Origin of the sequence: Natronosalvus caseinilyticus, assembly GCF_017357105.1 — an archaeon.
GTDB classification, from domain to species: Archaea; Halobacteriota; Halobacteria; order Halobacteriales; family Natrialbaceae; genus Natronosalvus; species Natronosalvus caseinilyticus.
In genome coordinates, this window is sequence record NZ_CP071596.1 from 3606554 (window position 1) to 3623694 (window position 17141).

Consider the following 17141-nt stretch of genomic DNA (forward strand, 5'->3'; position numbering starts at 1 on the left):
GCTCAACTCGACCGTGTTTACCGGTCCAGAAGCAGATCCCCTCGAGTTAGCACCACAAAAGCGGCGTCGTGGACTACGCGTCGTCCGCGTGTCGCTCGAGTTCCTCCGCCGCCCGGATCTCGGGGGGTTTCTCGAGGCGTTCGTCGACCGCCTTCCAGACCGGCTGTTCCTCGAGGAGGCCGTGACGCTCGAGCAGGTCGTAGCCCTCGTCGGTCAATCCGTAGAACGTCGACGGGAGGTCCCGTTTCCGCTCACCGTTCGGGAGCGTGATCCTCTCGACGACGCCGGCCTCGACCAGTTCCTGGAGGTGGTACTCGATGGTACTCCGTTTGACGTCCAGATTGCGGTAGTCGAACTCGCGAACGCTGGGGGATTCCTTCGGGTGGCCGAGGATGTCACTGAGCAGCGCCGCTCGAGTCGGCTGGGTGATGAGCCGCAGACGGTCCCACTCCGTACTTTCGGCACTTGCGTCCGCTGTCGACGGGTTGGATGCGTGGGCGTCGTGGGACATGGCTATCGATAGCTACGTCGACCGGCGATTTAATTGTTTGGGTACAGACTGTGACAGTCGTAACTGGACTGGTTGCAACTATACTGGTAACAACCGAGTCGATTATGACTAAGGCGATTGTAACTGAATCGATCGCTGCAACGTCGACCAGCGAACGAACCGACACTACTATTCCACGGCCTTTCGTCCGATAAATACGATAATGGACGAAGATGGCCGACTCGAGGCCGTCGACGACGTACTCGAGACCCTCGAAACGACGGCCGACCGGTCGCTGACGCCGGAAGACGTGCAGGCCCTGAAGCGGGCCGTCTTCGAGGATCACGACGCGTTCACTCGCGTGCTCTACAGCGATCGATCGTACTTCGTCATCGGGAGTTACGGCGACGAGGAGGAGACGCGGCTGGTCGCGGTCCGGGACGTCCTCGACGAACGCCGACCCAACGATCACGCGTTCCTGATGAAGGAGGTCCCCGAGTTTACGGCGAACTTCGCGCTCAAGTTTCACGTGCTCGTCCGTCGAGTCGACGTCGTCGTCGGCGTCTTCGAACACAACCGCGGCGGTCAGGAATGGGAGGCCGGGGCGCTGTCGCATCCGCCGCTTCGAGAAAAGACGTGGGCGCTGAAGCGCGCGTACGAGGATCGAGAGGCCGAGTACGAGGCGTTCGACGCGATGATCGCCCACTTCTTCGAGTTGCTGGACGACGAAGGCCAACTCCTCGAGTGGTCGACCGAACCCGAACTCCGCGAGCGGACGGGGTCGATTCCGTAGTCTCACAACCCCGCAGGAACTTCTGTAAACCCGCAACACCGCAGGAACCCTTTTTGTCCGCTGCCCCGTACTCCTTCCAATGAGAGAGTTCGTCTTCGCCCTCGAGTACGACCCCGGGACCAACCCCGTGGCGGACGTGCTTGCAGACCACTCCGACGCGCGGATTCGGTCGCTGTCGTGTCACGTCACCCCCGACAGCCTCTGGCGAGTCGACCACGCGACCGGCCCGACCGAGGCCCTCGAGGCTCTCGAGGCCGCCTACCAGGACGCTGCCTACTTCGCGGACTGCCTCGTCAAGGACGACTGTGGCGCCTCCTGTGAGACCCAGGTGCTCGACCGCTCGAGCGACACGCGTATCGTCTACACGTTCTGGGAGCGGACCGACGTATGCACCTCAGTTCCCCACCTGGCCCTCGAGCACTTCGGGCCCGGCCTGCTGTTCGAGACCGACCGCGAGGGCCGGCGCCACCGCTGGCGGATCGTCCTCGGCGACGAGGCGCCGATTCACGACTTCTTCGACGCGCTCGACGCCGAGGTCGGCGAGTGTACGGGGATCGAGATGCTGCGCCTGACCGACGTGGATCCCGACCGCTCGCTCGATGCCAGCCACGACGATGGGCTGGGACTGTCGACCGAGCAGCTCGAGGCCCTCCGGGCAGCAGTCGAGGCCGGGTACTACGAGACGCCGCGCGCGGTCGAACTCTCGGAGCTGGCCGGGGAGTTGGAGATCCCACGGTCGACACTCTCTTATCGCCTCCGTCGGGCCGAGGCCGCCCTCGCACAGTCGGTGGTCGCGAGCGACGACTCGCTCGAGGCCGTGTTGTCCGCTCGATAGCCGTCCGTCGAGGAGGCTGTCGCCCGCATTTTATGCGATTGACCCCATTGTGACGTGCAGTCGATCAGGGTCGTGCCGTGGGTCCAACCCATGCCGATCGAACCAAAAGTTGGCGTGCGCCAAATAAGCGGTATAGGTACCGGGCTCGTACTCGCCAGTAATGAGTGATCGAGCCGTCGATGGCACCCGAGTGGCCGAACTCGAGGTGCGGGTGCCGGAGATGGACTGTTCGTCGTGTGCGACGAAGATCGAACGTAGCCTGGGGGGAGTCGACGGCGTCGCCGAGATCGATCCCGCCGTCGCCAGCGGCCGCCTCCTCGTGCGATACGACCCGGAGCGAACCGACGAGAGCGCGATTCGCGCACGGATCGAGAGCGTCGGCTACGACGTGGTGGCGTCGACCCGCCGAGACGACGGCGGTCACCCCGACGGGACCGGCGAACGAGCCTACGCAGTCCCGGAGATGGACTGTCCCTCGTGTGCCAGCAAGGTCGAGCGAGCGCTCGCGGATCTCGAGGCCCTGGACTTGGAGTCGGTCGAGACACTCCCTGGATCGGGGCACGTGACGGTGACGGTGAGGGGGATCGACGCGAGTACCTCGAGTTTGGACACCCAGTCGGCGACCGACGTAGGGTCGTCGAGGTCGGGCACTGGGTCCGCGCCCGACGTCGACGAAACCGTCGTCGCCGCGATCGAAGGCGCCGGCTACGACGCTCGCCCGCTCTCGAGTGACAACGGGAACCCCGAGTACGAGGAGTCGACGCCGATCTGGCGAACCCGGCGGGCCCTGACGACGGCCATCGGCGCCGTGTTCCTCGCGGTCGGGATGGCGCTGGCGTTCGTCCTTACGAGCGCGAACCCGATCGTCGCTACCGTGGTGGGCCGGGAGTTCGCCGTCTCCCACCTGCTGTTCATCGCGGGGGCGGCCGTCGCCGGGACGCCGGTGTTGCGAAGCGGCTACTACTCCCTGCGAGCCCGGAGCCTCGACATCGACTTCCTGATGAGCGCCGGGATCCTGGCCAGCGTCGCGGCCCACCACCCCTTCGAGGGGGCGATGCTCGCCGTCCTGTTCAGCGTCGCGGAGTTGCTCGAGCGGTTCTCGATGGACCGCGCTCGCGATTCCCTGCGGGAGCTGATGGAGCTCTCGCCGGAGACGGCGACCGTCAAGCGCGCGGACGGCGAGGAGGAGACCGTCCCCGCGGACGTCCTCGAGCCAGGAGACACCGTCGTCGTCCGACCCGGCGAGAAGGTTCCCGCCGACGGCGTCGTCCGTGCGGGCACCAGCGCGGTCGACCAGTCGCCGATCACCGGCGAGAGCGTTCCCGTCGATCGCTCGAGCGGCGACGAGGTCTACGCGGGGACCATCGCCGAGTCGGGCTACCTCGAGGTCGAGGTCACGAGCGAGGCCGGCGAGTCGACGCTCTCCCGGATCGTCGACCTCGTCGCCGACGCCGAGCGCGAGCGGACGAACCGTGAGCGACTGGTCGACCGGTTCGCTGCGGTGTATACCCCCATCGTCGTCGTCTCGGCGGTCGCGCTGGCGACCGGCCCGCCGTTGCTCGTCGGCGCCGACTGGAACACGTGGTTCCTCCGGGGACTCACCCTGCTGGTCATCGCCTGTCCCTGCGCGTTCGTCATCTCGACCCCCGTCAGCGTCGTCTCGGGGATCACGAGCGCCGCGAAACACGGCGTGCTGATCAAGGGTGGCCGATACCTCGAGGCCGTGGGCGAGAGCGACGTCCTCGCCGTCGACAAGACGGGGACGCTGACGACCGACGAGCTCTCGGTGACCGACGTGGTCGCCCTCGAGGGAGCCGACGAGGACGACGTGCTCGCGGGAGCGGCGGCCCTGGAACGGCGGAGCGAGCACCCGGTCGGCGAGGCCATCGTCGGCTACGCGGACGAGCAAGGAGTCGACGCAAACGGCGACGACGCGACGGTGACGGACTTCGAGGCGCTCACCGGCCGCGGTGTCCAGGGTGACCTCGACGGCGAGCGCCACTACGTCGGCAAGCCGGACCTGTTCGACGGCCTGGGGCTGGACCTCGAGCACACGCACGCGCGAACTGACGGCGGCGCGGGCGTCGGCGTAGTGTCCCCCGAAGAGGTCGATACTCAGCCCCAGTGTAGCCGCGAGGACTGCCTCGACCTCCTGCAAACAGTGGTGCCCCGTCTCGAGTCCGAGGGCAAGACGGTCGTACTGGTCGGCACCGACGACCGACTCCTGGGGCTGATCGCCGTCGCGGACCGGGTTCGTCCGGAGGCCGCGTGGGCCGTCTCCAAACTCCAGGACCAGGGCGTTCACGTCGTTATGCTCACTGGCGACAACGAGGGGACCGCCCGCGCCATCGCCGAAGAGGTCGGCATCGACGAGTACCACGCCGAACTGCTCCCCGAGGAGAAACTCGAGGTAATTCGCGACCTCGAGGGCGGCGAATCCACAGAATCCGCACGGACCGTCGCGATGGTCGGCGACGGCATCAACGACGCCCCCGCCCTGGCCACCGCGAGCGTCGGCATCGCGATGGGCGCCGCCGGGACCGACACCGCCCTCGAGACCGCCGACGTGGCGCTGATGGGCGACGACCTCACCCGATTGCCGTACCTCTACCGGCTCTCGGGGACGGCCAACGGCGTGATCCGCCAGAACATCGGCTCGAGCCTCGCCGTCAAGGCGGTGCTGGCTGCGGGGACCCCGTTCGGTCTGGTGACGATCATCCACGCCGTCGTGATCGGCGACATGGGGATGAGCCTCGCCGTGACGGGCAACGCCATGCGGCTCTCGCGAGTGGAACCGGAGACGCTGGACGACGACGATTCGTCCGCCTGAACCAGTGATTATCCGCGCTCGCGTAGTCGACCAATGGCGGTCCCGACGGCCCCGACGCCCGGCCGGCCGTCGATCCACCAGAGCACGATGCCGGCGACCAGGATGACCGCCTCGAGCCACAGGGTCGTCGCCTCGAAACCCGCGACGGTACCGAGGCCGAGGGGCTTGACTCCCGTGTACGCCGGCATGTGAGACACCGGCCACAGAAGGAACCCCAGTTCCGCGTAGTCCCCGGACAGCACGTGCCAGGGGACGTCCGCGAGAACGTGCGAGCCGTACCCGATGGCGACCGCGACCCCGAGGTCTCGGCGGTCGGCTCGAGCAGCGAGGATCCAGGCAACGGCCACGAGCGGGACGGCGAACAGGAGAGAGTGACCGACTGTTCGACCGACATCGACGACGCCCACGGCGGCGAGCGGCTTGTCGATCAGATCGGCGAGGCTAGCGGCGAGGACGGCGACGAGCGCCGATTCGTCGCGCGGTGGCTCACCGCGGCTCCACCGTGCGTACGCCGCGTAACAGAGGTAGCCGACGACGGGGTGAACGACGGGCTGCACGTATCGACCTTCTCCGCGACCGTTCAAAGAATGTGGCCGTCTCCAATGGGACGATCCACCCGATGTCTGATCAGGTCTCGAGTCCGACCACCGTCGAGATGTCGACTTCGCCGTTCGCCTTCCGCCAGAGTCGATTGTTCGCCGAAACGCCGCCGCCGTAATCCGCCTCGACGGTCGGCCGGGCGTACTCGAGCGGGCCGACGGCGTAGCTGTCCGTCGCGTCGTCGGGAACCTCGACGTAGTATCGAAGCGTGCGCTCCTCGACGGTGTCGTTGAAAGTCACGACCTTTCGGTAGCCGTCGAGTTGCTCGACAGATACGTCGCCGGCGACGACCTCCCAGTCGACGGGGATCCGATCCCGAACGCGGACGGGTTCGTCGGTGTCGACGTGGACGCGAACCTGGCTCGTCTGGCCGGCGGTGAACAGCGAGGCGTCGGCCTCCCGCTCGATCTCGAGGTCGACAGGCGTGTCGCCGCCCACCTCGATACCGTCGTGGGCGATCGCCTGGGGTCCCGCGTTGATCCCGCCCGAGAACGAGACGCCGTTTCGAATCACGGCGGACCAGTGAAACGGCGTTCCCGTGGTCAGATCCCCGAGCGTCGCGTCCTCGGGCACGTCCGGTCCGACGCGGGAGTAGCCGGTTTCCTCGAGAGCGAAGTCGTCGGTAATCTGCAGGAACCGGGTTCCGGCGTGGTAGTGGCCCGCCACGACGGTTCCGTCGGTGTCGATGTCGAAGTTGTGCGCGCTCAGGTTGAAGTCGTCGAAGCCCTCGTAGGTCCAGTCGTCGTCGGCGGCCTCGTGCTCGAAACCTGGCGTCTCTTCGAACGTCTGGTCGGTTGACTCGAAGAGGATCCAGTGGTCGAGTTCGGTAGTCGGTCCACCGTCCTCGACGGCGCCGCCGTACATCTCGAACGCTTCCCTGCTCGCGGGTTCGACGCCGTCCTCGAGGAGCGTCGTCGAAATACCGAGGTAGGCGGAGTCGGCGTCGCCATCGATCACCGCGTCGAGCGGGTCGGCGTCGACGAGGTAGTAGTGCCCGGACTCGCCGTCGGTGCGGACGTACCCCTGGTCCTCGTGACTCGCGGGCGTCTCGTGACCCGCGACGAACACGCGCTTGCCGCCGAGGAGCGTCGGGGCGGGGACGGCGTGGTGGGCGCGGTCCATCTCGAAGACGCCAAGTTCCTCGAGGTCCGTCGGATCGCTCGCGTCGAGGATACGCACGCCGGCGTTCCAGTTGGCGTCGTAGAGGATCGGGATTCCGTATCGCGGATCGTCCTGCACGACGACGTCGTGGGTGTAGTAGGCTCCGCCCTCGGTGCCGGTTTCGGGTTCACCGAGTTCGCTGTCGTAGTTCCACCAGTTGACGTGCTCGAGCGTGCCGAGGTCGCGGTCGAACTCGAAGACGTTGATCCCGCCGGTTATCCCGTCCTCGCCGTGGGCGGTGAAGACGTACTCGCGGCCGCCGATCTGGTGGTACCAGGCGTTGTGGGGGCCGAGCACCCACACCGACAGCGTCGTCTGAGTGACGAGTTCCGGATTCCCCGGATCGGAGACGTCGACGACCTCGAGGGCCGCACCGTCGGCCCCGCCGTCGTGGTCGTCCGTCCCGGTCGAGCCGTCGGACTCGTCGAACAGCGCGTTGACCGGCTGTTTCGAGCAGAACGCGTACTGCCCGTCGTCGCTGAGTTTGACGTCCATCACCGCCGCCGCGTCGTTCTCGTTCCGGTAGAAGGCGAGACAGCCGATTTCGGCCGTCTCGAGGTCGTCACGGGACTCGGCGCGCGTGAAGTCGCTCACGTCGAAGATCGCCAGCCCCCTGTCGGGCGTCTCGTCTCGCGAGGAGAAAACGGACGCAAATGCCAGGTCGTCGTGGACCCGGAATTCGCTGAATCCGCCGTAGTGAGGGTCCGCTGGCTGTCCGGAGAGGGAAGCCGGCCCGACGCCACCGGCGCTGTGGTAGCCGACGACCTCCGTGTTCGCCGCCGCGTCCCGTCGCTCGCCGTCGAACTGCTCGCCGGTGCCCCCGTTGGTCGACTCCTTGTGCGCCCCCGCGGTTCCGCCGACTGCGGCGACGCCCATCGCCCCGGCAGCCGCTCGGAGTACCGCTCGTCTGGTCTCGCTCTCGAGTGTGTCACGTGCTGGCATCGTATCCCTGCGAGCCGTGGTACCATGGAACGCCTTTAGTGCGTTTTGACAAACGCGTCAACACCTTTCGTCGAACGGTGTTCGGCCTCGATTTTGCGGCCTCATTACTCTATATATTGTAGTTAATAACTTCGAATACTATAGCTAGTCGTTCCGTCAATTCCTCGAGCGCCGGCCGATCGCGCCAGTTCGCCTACTCCAGTTAGTCGTCCGATTCGTAGTCTGCCCAGATGTACCGCGTCGCCAGACTTCGATGGGGTCGCCACGGTTCGGCGATTTCGCGCATTTTCGCTCGATAGAGTTCCGCCCCGTCGTTGTATAGCGCTTCGATGCCCCGCCGGACGGCAAGGTCGCCGAGTGGGAGCACGTCGGGGCGCTCGAGGACGAACAGGAGGTACATACGAGCCGTCCAGTCGCCGACGCCCCGAATCGCCGTCAGTTCCTCGAGCACCTCGTCGTTCGTGTGATCGGCCAGCCCCTCCCGGGTGAGGTCGCGCTCGAGAAATGCCTCGGCGGCGTTCCGGGCGTACTCGACCTTCGATCGGCTCAGTCCCGCCTCGAGCAGCGGTTCGTCCTCGATCTCGAGGACGCGCCTCGGCGTGATCTCCTGGCCCAGGACGTCGAACGTGCGCTCGCGGACGGCCATCGCGGAGACCGTCGACAACTGCTGGTTGATGATCGAGACGAGGAGCCGTTCGTACTCGCCCATCGAGGCGTCGATCGGGGCGAGGTCGTACCGTTCGACGAGCTCGGCCATGATCGGATCGCGCCGAAGGATGTCTTCGGCTGCTGCCTGCGTCGACATTGACGGGAAGAAGCACGGAACGGGCAAAAGGTCGTTGCTCGAGGCACTCCGGCCAATCCGTCTCCAGTCTCCCCCGAAAGCTACGGTTACTCGCCGTCCCGTCTCCCTCCCCCGCTCGTAATCGCACTATGTGCGCGGATAGCCCGACTGAACGGCCCTGTTGGCCGTCTGGAGACGAACCGAGACGGCGAGTTACAGATCGACGTGACGTCGTGCACGGGGCAATCGCCGCCTGTCGACCGAAACAGTCCGGACGATTTGGGATGGTGGACGACGGCCGAACCGTATGGCCGACGACCACGCGACCGCCTGGGTGACGACCGATCCGAACCGCATCGAACGCTGGGCCGCCGACCGCCACGCCCGCCCCGTCGTCGTCGAGGAGGGCGGCGAGCGAACGTACACCTTCGTGCATCAGGAAGACGTTTCGCCAAACGGAGACCACCGCGAACTCGAGTGGGGCGCGTTCGCGGACGTCCTCGATCGATACGACCTGGCGTTCGTCCACCTCGAGGACGACCCGAACCCGCAGGAGGTCGGGTACTTCGCGCTCACGTCTCGAGCGCGCGTCGCTCGACGAACCGGGATCGATCGGCCGGCGCTCGAGCAGGCGCTCGCCGACGAGGAGGCGCTGAAGATCGAGATCGATCCCGCAGAACCCGCTGGCGGAGAGTACGAGGACGAAATCGTCCCGATGGGCGGCGGCGCCGAATCGATCGATCACGAGGAGCCGATGGGTGGCGGCGTCGTCGTCCGCGAAGAACAGGCCCCGATGGGCGGCGGCGCGCGCTCGACGCCGCGAGCGGGACGACGAACGGAACGTTCGGAGGGCGGTGATCGGCTCACCGCGACCGACGAGGGAAAGCCAGTCGTCGATACCGCCGGGGAGCGACTCGGCACCGTCGCCGGCGTCACTGACGAGCACCTTCTCGTCGACTCCGAGGGCGGACTTACAGAACGGCTCAGGGCCCGACTCGGCTGGGGACGTCAAGAACGGGGCTCGGTATCGATCGAGCGTTCGAAGGTTGTGGACGTGACCGACGAATCTGTGATCGTCGCCCCGACGGAGTCGACTCGGGAGTGAGTTGTGGCGCTGCTCGAGGTCCTTTTTTCGCCAATGACTCGAGGCTCTCCTTCTCTCGCGACTGCTCGAGATTCCTTTCCCTCGCGACTACTCGAGGCTCTCTTCTTCCTCCTCCGGACTCTCCGGCACGTCGCCGTCGACGCGCCGACTCACGTCGACCTGGTAGTTCCCGAGGATGTCGCGGCCGAGGATGACCGGGTAGTCCATGTGACTGCGGTCCTCGACGCTCGCGGTGACGGTGTGCTGATTGCCGCCGACGCCGACGACCACATCGACGACGGGTCGACTCTTGGAGGTCTTGCTGCTACCCGACTTCACCCGCGTGATCGACTTGATCGGGCCGGCGCCGATGTCGGCGGCCAGACGTGTGTCGATGCTGGTCCGCGTCGCACCCGTGTCGGACTTGGCGTAGACGGACTTCGAGCCGCTGGTACCGGAGAGGACGACTTCCTCGGTGTAGCCGATGATCGCGGCCTCGCCGTCCGTCGTGGTGAGTCTCTCGGGCATCGCAGAAGGCGTCGAGTCGTCGAGGTTCGCCGAGAGTTCCCAGACGCGCCCGTCGTCGACCTCGCCGCCCGCCCGCTCGATGGCGAGTTTCGCGATGTAGGGGGCCGGGCTGACGTGGGTCGCCTGGTAGAGGCCCTTGAATCCGGCCGTCGGATTGACCTCGAGGACGAACCAGCCGTCGTCCCCCTCGACGATGTCGACCCCGGCGTAGTCGAGGCCGACGATCTGGGTCGAATCGACGGCGATGTCCGTGACTTCTTCGGGAAGGTCGTCGGTGGCGTCCTCGACCGAACCGCCGACGGCGACGTTCGTCCGCCAGTCGTTGTCGGGCGCGTAGCGGTACATCGCACCGACGACCTCGTCGCCGACGACGTAGACGCGGATGTCGCGGTGGCGCTCCCCGTCGCGGTCGATCAGCTTCTGGAGGAAGGCGTAGCGGTTCCCGACCTTCGAGTTGACGGGGTCGTTGGGACCGACCTTCCAGGTCCCGCCCCCGTGGGTCCCGATCGCCGTCTTGTAGACCGCCTCTTCGCCGAATCGATCCCGGTTCGCGTTCAGTCGCTCCGTGCTGAGCGAGAGGAAGACATCGGGCACCTGAATGTCGGCCGACGCGAGCGCCGCCGCCGTCGCCAGCTTGTGTGACGCCGTCAACGTGGCCGACGGTTCGTTGAGCATCGGAACCAGCCGGCTAAGCGTATCCGCCAGCCCGAGTTCCTCGCAGGGCTGTTCGGTGTTCGAGAGCAGCATGCGGTTCGCGATGACGTCGACGTCGGGCTCGAGGGTGACCGAACCGTCGTCGACGCTGATCGCCGTGTTCTCCTCACGAAGCCACGCCGTCTCGTGGCCAAGTTCCTCGACCGCGTTGAGAATCGCCTTCGACTCCTTGCTCGTGTGCAGACTCAGTACCCCCACCGTGACGGAATCGGCGGCTGTCATAGTCGACGAAACTCTGGCTGCGCGGAAAAGCGTTATCAGTTCTCGCCGCCCGTGTGAACGGTTCAGTCCGTCGATCCCCTTGGAGAGAAGAACAGTTCGAGGGAGCGAGGGTTACGCGCGCTCGAGCCGACGAACCCAGTGTCCAGGATCGTCGAGTTCCTCGCCAGTCGGCAGGTTGTCCGGATGGTCCCACACCCGACTCGCGAACGCGACGTCTCGAGCGTCGGTGACCCCCTCGAAGAACGACTTGCCGCGCTCGTACTGGCGCTGTTTGAGACCCAGGCCCAGCAGGCGCCTGAACAGCCGCTGGATCGGCCCGCGCCCCTGTCGACGGGCGTCGAGTTTCCGCCGAAGGTCCGCGTACTCGTCGTCGAACGCGTGATCCATCAGCAACTCGGCGTACCCCTCGACGACCGTCATCGTGACGTCCAGTTCGCGGAACGCGTCCCGATTGAACGACCCCTCCGCGAGGGCGTCGATGCCCTCCTGCATGCGCGATTCGAGGTGGGTCGACAGCCATGGCGCGGCGCCGAACTCGGCCGCGTGGGTCACCTCGTGGAAGGCGATCCAGCGGCGGAACCGGTCAGAATCGACCTCGAGGACCTCCGCGGCCTTGAGGATGTTCGGGCGAACGAAGTACAGCGCGTGGTCCTCGTCTGGCGTCTCCGCGAGCAACAGCGGGTCGTACTGGCCGAGGACGTTTCGTCCGAGAAAGGCGAGCAAAACGGTCATCGTCCCGGTGTTGATCGTCCGCGCGGCGCCGGGGAACGCGCCCAGCTGGGACTCCATGGGCGCCATCACGCGCTCGAAGGTGGCGATGTTGGCGTCGATCCAGTGGTGCCGATTCTGGATCTCGACGACTTCGGGGACGTCGAACTCGAGGCCAGCGGCCTCCTGGACGCCCGCGCGGGCATCCCGGACGTCGCGAGCGTAGGCGGCTTCCTCGTCGGGCTCGAGGTCGAGCGATCCGGGTTCGGTCGAGGCCTTCGCGGCTTCGGCCGCGGCGCGCCAGTCGACCGCGTCGTCACCGGAGGCGCCGGCGACGGCGCGAACGCTGCGATAGAGATTCACACCTCGAGTAAGCGGACGGGAGCAAAAAGCGTTCTGTCGCGTGGCGTCTCGCGGTCGGTCGATTTCGCTCGGGTAATCGCCGTGTCGGCGGCGACCCGGCTCGAGGCGCGCGAGGGTGGCGATCGACCAAACCGACGAGTGTGTGGATCGAACCGACGACCGACGAGAGCGGGTCGCTTACGTGACGATGACGTCCGGCTCGTCTTCCGGCTCGACCGTCTCCTCCTCGTCGCCGCCACGGAACTTCTTGACGGCGACGGCGATGCCGACCAGGACGACGAGCGCGACGACGACGCCGAGGGCGCTTCCCCTGCCGCCGTCGTCGGCCGCGGCTTCGTCCTCGTCGTCGGTCGCGGATTCGAGTTCGGATTCCGATTCCGACTTCGACTCCGATTCGGTCTCGAGGCTTCCCTCGTCGCCAAACGGGAGTTTCTCGCTGAGGCTCCTGGGTCCGAACTGGGTTTCTCCGTCGAGGTGCAACTCGAAGAGGGTGATGTTTTTATCGCCCATACTGAGCCCCACAACGGGCGGTCATTTACCAGTTGTGCTGGTCGTCGCCGCGTGCTGGAAGAGTACGAGTCCGTATCCGGAGTGGACGCGAAGAGTCAACAGGTTCAAATCACGGCCTTCCGACCACTCACTATGGAATCTCAGCCACGCGACGTTCTCGTTTCACTCCTCGAGACGCCCTCTCCGTCGGGGTACGAAACCCGCGGCCAGCGCGTCTGGATCGACTACGTCTCGCAGTTCGCGGACGAGGTCAGGACCGACGCCTACGGCAACGCGATCGCCGTTCACGAGGGCGACCCCGACGGCCCCGAAATCGCCCTGACGGGCCACGCCGACGAGATCGGCTTCATCGTGCGCTCGATCGACGACGACGGCTTCCTCAACGTCGGACGCATCGGCGGCAGCGACCCCTCCGTCGCTCGCGGCCAGCACGTGACGGTCCACGCCGAGGACGGGCCCGTCGAGGGCGTGATCGGCCAGACGGCGATCCACCTGCGCGAGGACGACGACGAGCCCGAAATTTCGGACCTCTGGATCGACATCGGCGCCGAAGACGAGGACGAAGCAGCCGAGCGAGTTGCCGTCGGCGACCCGATCACCTTCTCCTCGAGCGTTTCCTGGCTCTCGGAGACCCGACTGGCGGCCCGCGGCATGGACAACCGCGTCGGCACCTGGATCGCCGCCGAGGCGTTCCGCCGGGCCGTCGAGAGTGGGACCGACGCCACCGTCTATGCCGTCTCGACCGTCCAGGAAGAGGTGGGAACAAAAGGGGCGAAGATGGTCGGCTTCGACCTCGAGCCGGACGCCGTAATCGTCGTCGACGTCGGTCACGCAGTCGACTACCCCTCTGCACCCAGCGAGAAGACGAGCCAGATGGAACTGGGCGGTGGGCCGGCACTCGGCCGCGGCAGCACCAACCATCCAGTCCTCTTCGACGCCCTCCGAACGGTGGCCGACGAGGAAGAAATTGAGGTCCAGGTCGAGGCCCTCGGCCTCGGCACTGGCACGGACGCCGACAGCTTCTTTACCGCCGCGGGGGCGATTCCCTCCCAGGTCGTGAGCGTCCCCAACCGGTACATGCACACCCCGGTGGAAGTGGTCGATACCGAGGATCTCGAGGACATCGCCGATCTGCTGGGCTCGTTCGCGAGTTCGGCCCACGAGTTCACGCCGTTTTCGGTGGATCTCTGATCGGTATCGGCGCCTCGAGCGGGCGTTGACCCGGACCGGCAATCGCTCGAGAAACGACCGCAGTATATAAGCGGCGTCGTCGCCTAGCTCGGGTGCGTACCTTTAGTCCCCGACCGAGTAGACCCACTTCGGGTGCGATGACCGTTCGGCGAACCCGGGTACGCGACAGCCGTTCGGCGGTTTCACCGCCACGACAGGTAGTGGACCTACAACCCACCCGCCCGGCACGAGGGTTAGCCAGCAGACGCGGCGCGCCGCCACGGGATGATGCTGGACGTTAGTGTTCCGGGTGACACACTATTCGAACGAGCGACATCTACGCCGGGCCGAATTAGATGCTTACCGTGCGATGTCGTCAATCCAACCAACGAGATCCGAGACGATGCACTCCGCGACGTTTCCACCGAAGTAGAGGCCCATCGGATTCGCAGGAGTGAACCCCTTCTGGAGGAAGTGATCGAGACCCTCGTAGAACTCGACACGACTCCCGTCCGCGAGGTCCACGGTTCGCCACTTCTCGAATTCGTCGCGGAACCACGCGGCGAGTTCCGGTTGCATCTCCTCGTCCGCCCGGCCGGCCTTCAGAACGAAGCACGGAACGTCCAAACTGCTCGCCGTACCCGCAGGGTCGTAGGCTCCGACGCTGCGGTGCCAGATCCCCGGACGTCCCCAGATCGTTTCGTCATCGGCGTAGTCGCCCTCGGACAAGCGTCGAACCGTCTCACGTTCGCGCTCGAGTTCGGCCTCCTGGTCCTCGCTGAGGTTGCCATCCGGCTCGAACTCGTAGCGCAGGATCGCGAGGTGGTCAGGATCGAGTGTCGAGTCGGCCCGCGCATCGAGAGCGACGATGCCTGTGACGTCACCGTGGCGAGCGGCGATTCGCGGGGCGCACATCCCTCCCTGGCTGTGTCCTGCGACGAATACGGCGTCTTCAGCTACTTTGTCGGTCGTAACGAGTTCGTCCACCGCCGCGACTGCGTCGTTGACGACGACGGTGTCGAGCGTGTAGTTCTCGTCCTCGACCTCGTGTTTCGCGAGCCGTTTCTCGTACCGGAGCGTCGCGATCCCCTGGCTAGCGAGCCCCCACGCGAGGTCTTTGAGAATCTTCGACGCGCCGTCGGTTCCGTCCAGGTCGTGGATGCCGGCACCATGGACGAGCAGAACGGCCGGGAACGGGCCGGTACCGTCGGGAATCGCGATAACGCCCTCGAGGTTCACGTCTCCGGTGTCCACAGTCACGTTGCGCTCGCTGAATGCGCTCCTGTCGACGTATCCCGGGATCTCGTACGTGGAGGAGAACGAGAACCCAGTGATGCCGGTGCCGTCGTCGATGTCGATGCTCGCCCATTCAGTACCGTCCTCGAATTCGAGTGTGACGTTCGTGCCGGTTTCATCCACGTCCACCTCTACCTCGCCCACACCCTCGAAATCGCCGTACTGTGCATAGAGCCCCAGCCAGTACAACTCGAGTGCATCCTCGGCGTCCATTGGCTCCTGAAATTCGTCGGGAAACGACTCGACGGCCGCCGTTCGACCGTCCGCAGTGAGCAGGTCGGTCGCCTGGGCGAACGACCCGTCCCCAAACCGTGTAACGAACTCACGTACCGTATCCTCGGCGTTTCTCGAGGGAACCATCGTATAAATCGTTATTTACCGAAGTGGTAATAAATACTTTGACAAGTTCGTGAGACGCTTCTCCGCCTCGAGCGCTGATCCGTGACTGCACCGGGTCCGTTATCCTTTAGCGCCCGCAGGTTAAATCGCTTCCAATGACCGCACAAACCGTCCAGCAAGGGGACCTCGTCACCGTCATCGGTCTCGAGGTGCACGTCCAGCTGGAGACGAACACCAAGATCTTCTGTGGCTGCTCCACCGACCCCGCCGACGGCCCCAACGAGCACGTCTGTCCCGTTTGCCTGGGCCTTCCCGGCGCCCTGCCCGTCCTCAACGAGGCCGCCGTCGAAGCTGCCGTCAAGATCGGCAAGGCCATCGACGCCGACATCCCCGAGGAGACCCGCTTTCACCGGAAGAACTACTACTACCCTGACCTCCCCAAGAACTTTCAGATTACGCAGTACGACGAGCCGATCTGTCAGGACGGTGAACTCGAGGTCGCCGTCGAGGGCGAGCGCCGGGAGATCACGATCGAACGCGCCCACCTCGAGGAAGACCCCGGGAGCCTCCAGCACGTCGGCGGCAGCATCGACACCGCCGACTACACGCTCGTCGACTACAACCGCGCCGGCACGCCACTCATGGAAATCGTCACGGCCCCCGACTTCCGCAGTCCCCAGGAGGTTCGGGCCTTCCTCGCGGAACTCGAGGAAGTGCTGGAGTACCTGGGCGTCTTCGACGCCGAGCGCGACGGCAGCCTGCGGATTGACGCCAATCTCTCGATCGTCGACGGTGAGGAGGTCGACGGCAACGGCTCGATCGGCCGCGAGGCACTCGAGGCGGCCAACCGAACCGAGGTGAAGAACATCTCGAGTCACAAGGGCGCCGAGAAGGCGCTGGCCTACGAGGAGACCCGCCAGAAGAACGCGGTTCGGCGCGGTCGCGAGGTCGAACAGGAGACCCGCCACTGGGACGAGAGCCGCGGGATCACGGTCTCGATGCGCTCGAAGGAAGCCGAGAAGGACTACCGGTACTTCCGCGAGGCCGACCTGCCGCCGCTGCGGGTCTCTCACTGGAAGGACGAGATTACGATCCCGGAGCTCCCCAAAGCCCGTCGCGAGCGCTTCGGCGAGGAGTACGGCCTGGGCGAGGAGGCGGCCTCGAAGCTCACCTCCACGAAGCAGGTCGCGGACTTCTACGAGGACGTCGCCAGCGCGTTCGATCCCGACCTGGCGGCGACCTGGGTCGCCGACGAACTCCTCGGGGAACTCAACTACCGCGACATGGACGTCACCGACCTCGAGGGACGGCTCGACGAGGTCGCACGACTGGTCGAACTCGTTGCGACCGACGAGATCACGGCGAAGAACGCGAAGGAGGTCGTCCTCCGCGGGATGCTCGACGACGGCGACGAGCCGGACGCCATCGTCGAGCGCGAGGCACTCGGAAAGACCGACGAAGACGAAGTCCAGACGGCCGTCGTCGAGGCCATCGAGGAGAATCCCGATGCAGTAGCCGACTACGAAGCCGGCGAGGGCGGCGCAATCAACTTCCTCGTCGGGCAAGTCATGCAGAAGACCGGCGGGAGCGCCGATCCGGGCGACGTCAACGGACTATTGCGCGCGGAACTCGAGGACTGAGACGGACTGAAACGCGGTTCGAGTCCGTTTCGGGGCTGTGGCGGATCGGGTGGGAATCTGAGCCGGGTTCGTTCTCAGTTGGTGCAATTCTTGTGCCTCTCCGAAACATACACGATTGTCTATATGAAACGA

At 65.8% G+C, this 17141-nt stretch carries 14 protein-coding genes; 6 read left to right on the forward strand and 8 right to left on the reverse strand.

The window, feature by feature from the left end:
- Window positions 1–73 precede the first annotated feature (73 nt).
- Window positions 74–511: a winged helix-turn-helix domain-containing protein gene (locus tag J1N60_RS17495; RefSeq protein ID WP_312909232.1), complete on the reverse strand. Its 438-nt coding sequence runs from the start codon at window positions 509–511 to the stop codon at window positions 74–76.
- 202 nt (window positions 512–713) lie between these two features.
- Here J1N60_RS17495 and J1N60_RS17500 point away from each other — a divergent pair, with 202 nt between their 5' ends.
- The 3 genes from J1N60_RS17500 to J1N60_RS17510 all read left to right on the forward strand — a co-directional run bounded on the left by J1N60_RS17500 (window position 714) and on the right by J1N60_RS17510 (window position 4948).
- On the forward strand, window positions 714–1283 hold the full coding sequence (locus tag J1N60_RS17500) for a DUF8170 family protein (RefSeq protein WP_312909233.1): 570 nt from the start codon (window positions 714–716) through the stop codon (window positions 1281–1283).
- A gap of 79 nt (window positions 1284–1362) precedes the next feature.
- On the forward strand, window positions 1363–2118 hold the full coding sequence (locus J1N60_RS17505) for a helix-turn-helix domain-containing protein (RefSeq protein WP_312909234.1): 756 nt from the start codon (window positions 1363–1365) through the stop codon (window positions 2116–2118).
- Window positions 2119–2278: 160 nt separating this feature from the next.
- The gene (locus tag J1N60_RS17510) at window positions 2279–4948 is read left to right on the forward strand and encodes a heavy metal translocating P-type ATPase (protein ID WP_312909235.1); all 2670 of its coding nucleotides are present in this window, start codon (window positions 2279–2281) and stop codon (window positions 4946–4948) included.
- A gap of 8 nt (window positions 4949–4956) precedes the next feature.
- On the opposite strand, the gene J1N60_RS17515 is transcribed toward J1N60_RS17510, so the two are convergent.
- From J1N60_RS17515 to J1N60_RS17525, 3 genes are all read right to left on the reverse strand, one after another.
- Window positions 4957–5505 (reverse strand): metal-dependent hydrolase, encoded by a 549-nt coding sequence (locus J1N60_RS17515; RefSeq protein ID WP_312909236.1) that lies wholly within the window; start codon window positions 5503–5505, stop codon window positions 4957–4959.
- Between the two features lie 70 nt (window positions 5506–5575).
- Window positions 5576–7651 (reverse strand): LVIVD repeat-containing protein, encoded by a 2076-nt coding sequence (locus tag J1N60_RS17520; protein ID WP_312909237.1) that lies wholly within the window; start codon window positions 7649–7651, stop codon window positions 5576–5578.
- Between the two features lie 202 nt (window positions 7652–7853).
- Entirely contained in the window at window positions 7854–8456 is a 603-nt protein-coding gene (locus J1N60_RS17525; protein WP_312909238.1) for a DNA-3-methyladenine glycosylase family protein, read from the reverse strand.
- Between the two features lie 286 nt (window positions 8457–8742).
- Between J1N60_RS17525 and J1N60_RS17530 the strand changes: the two genes are divergently transcribed.
- Window positions 8743–9540, forward strand: coding sequence for a PRC-barrel domain-containing protein (locus J1N60_RS17530; protein ID WP_312909239.1), 798 nt, complete (start codon window positions 8743–8745; stop codon window positions 9538–9540).
- Window positions 9541–9627: 87 nt separating this feature from the next.
- Here the strand turns inward: J1N60_RS17530 and J1N60_RS17535 are convergent, their stop codons facing one another.
- From J1N60_RS17535 to J1N60_RS17545, 3 genes are all read right to left on the reverse strand, one after another.
- A complete protein-coding gene (locus J1N60_RS17535; protein ID WP_312909240.1) occupies window positions 9628–10983 on the reverse strand; it encodes an ATP-grasp domain-containing protein in 1356 nt (451 codons plus the stop codon).
- A 111-nt stretch (window positions 10984–11094) separates the two neighbouring features.
- A complete protein-coding gene (locus J1N60_RS17540) occupies window positions 11095–12054 on the reverse strand; it encodes a zinc-dependent metalloprotease (protein ID WP_312909241.1) in 960 nt (319 codons plus the stop codon).
- Between the two features lie 177 nt (window positions 12055–12231).
- A complete protein-coding gene (locus J1N60_RS17545) occupies window positions 12232–12564 on the reverse strand; it encodes a hypothetical protein (protein WP_312909242.1) in 333 nt (110 codons plus the stop codon).
- A 132-nt stretch (window positions 12565–12696) separates the two neighbouring features.
- On the opposite strand from J1N60_RS17545, the gene J1N60_RS17550 reads away from it, so the two are divergent.
- The gene (locus J1N60_RS17550; protein WP_312909243.1) at window positions 12697–13755 is read left to right on the forward strand and encodes a M42 family metallopeptidase; all 1059 of its coding nucleotides are present in this window, start codon (window positions 12697–12699) and stop codon (window positions 13753–13755) included.
- A 339-nt stretch (window positions 13756–14094) separates the two neighbouring features.
- Here the strand turns inward: J1N60_RS17550 and J1N60_RS17555 are convergent, their stop codons facing one another.
- The gene (locus J1N60_RS17555; protein WP_312909244.1) at window positions 14095–15390 is read right to left on the reverse strand and encodes an alpha/beta fold hydrolase; all 1296 of its coding nucleotides are present in this window, start codon (window positions 15388–15390) and stop codon (window positions 14095–14097) included.
- 134 nt (window positions 15391–15524) lie between these two features.
- Between J1N60_RS17555 and gatB the strand changes: the two genes are divergently transcribed.
- Window positions 15525–17009, forward strand: a complete 1485-nt coding sequence (gene gatB / locus J1N60_RS17560) for an Asp-tRNA(Asn)/Glu-tRNA(Gln) amidotransferase subunit GatB (protein WP_312909245.1) — start codon at window positions 15525–15527, stop codon at window positions 17007–17009.
- Window positions 17010–17141: the final 132 nt, after the last annotated feature.

What these genes read in the sequence shown, in the direction of transcription:
- J1N60_RS17505 (WP_312909234.1), top strand. Translation starts at nt 1,363, where the DNA reads ATGAGAGAGTTCGTCTTCGCCCTCGAGTACGACCCCGGGACCAACCCC.
- J1N60_RS17555 (WP_312909244.1), bottom strand. Translation starts at nt 15,390, where the DNA reads ATGGTTCCCTCGAGAAACGCCGAGGATACGGTACGTGAGTTCGTTACA.
- J1N60_RS17545 (WP_312909242.1), bottom strand. Translation starts at nt 12,564, where the DNA reads ATGGGCGATAAAAACATCACCCTCTTCGAGTTGCACCTCGACGGAGAA.
- J1N60_RS17510 (WP_312909235.1), top strand. Translation starts at nt 2,279, where the DNA reads ATGAGTGATCGAGCCGTCGATGGCACCCGAGTGGCCGAACTCGAGGTG.
- J1N60_RS17530 (WP_312909239.1), top strand. Translation starts at nt 8,743, where the DNA reads ATGGCCGACGACCACGCGACCGCCTGGGTGACGACCGATCCGAACCGC.
- J1N60_RS17495 (WP_312909232.1), bottom strand. Translation starts at nt 511, where the DNA reads ATGTCCCACGACGCCCACGCATCCAACCCGTCGACAGCGGACGCAAGT.
- J1N60_RS17550 (WP_312909243.1), top strand. Translation starts at nt 12,697, where the DNA reads ATGGAATCTCAGCCACGCGACGTTCTCGTTTCACTCCTCGAGACGCCC.
- J1N60_RS17525 (WP_312909238.1), bottom strand. Translation starts at nt 8,456, where the DNA reads ATGTCGACGCAGGCAGCAGCCGAAGACATCCTTCGGCGCGATCCGATC.
- J1N60_RS17500 (WP_312909233.1), top strand. Translation starts at nt 714, where the DNA reads ATGGACGAAGATGGCCGACTCGAGGCCGTCGACGACGTACTCGAGACC.
- J1N60_RS17520 (WP_312909237.1), bottom strand. Translation starts at nt 7,651, where the DNA reads ATGCCAGCACGTGACACACTCGAGAGCGAGACCAGACGAGCGGTACTC.
- gatB (WP_312909245.1), top strand. Translation starts at nt 15,525, where the DNA reads ATGACCGCACAAACCGTCCAGCAAGGGGACCTCGTCACCGTCATCGGT.
- J1N60_RS17535 (WP_312909240.1), bottom strand. Translation starts at nt 10,983, where the DNA reads ATGACAGCCGCCGATTCCGTCACGGTGGGGGTACTGAGTCTGCACACG.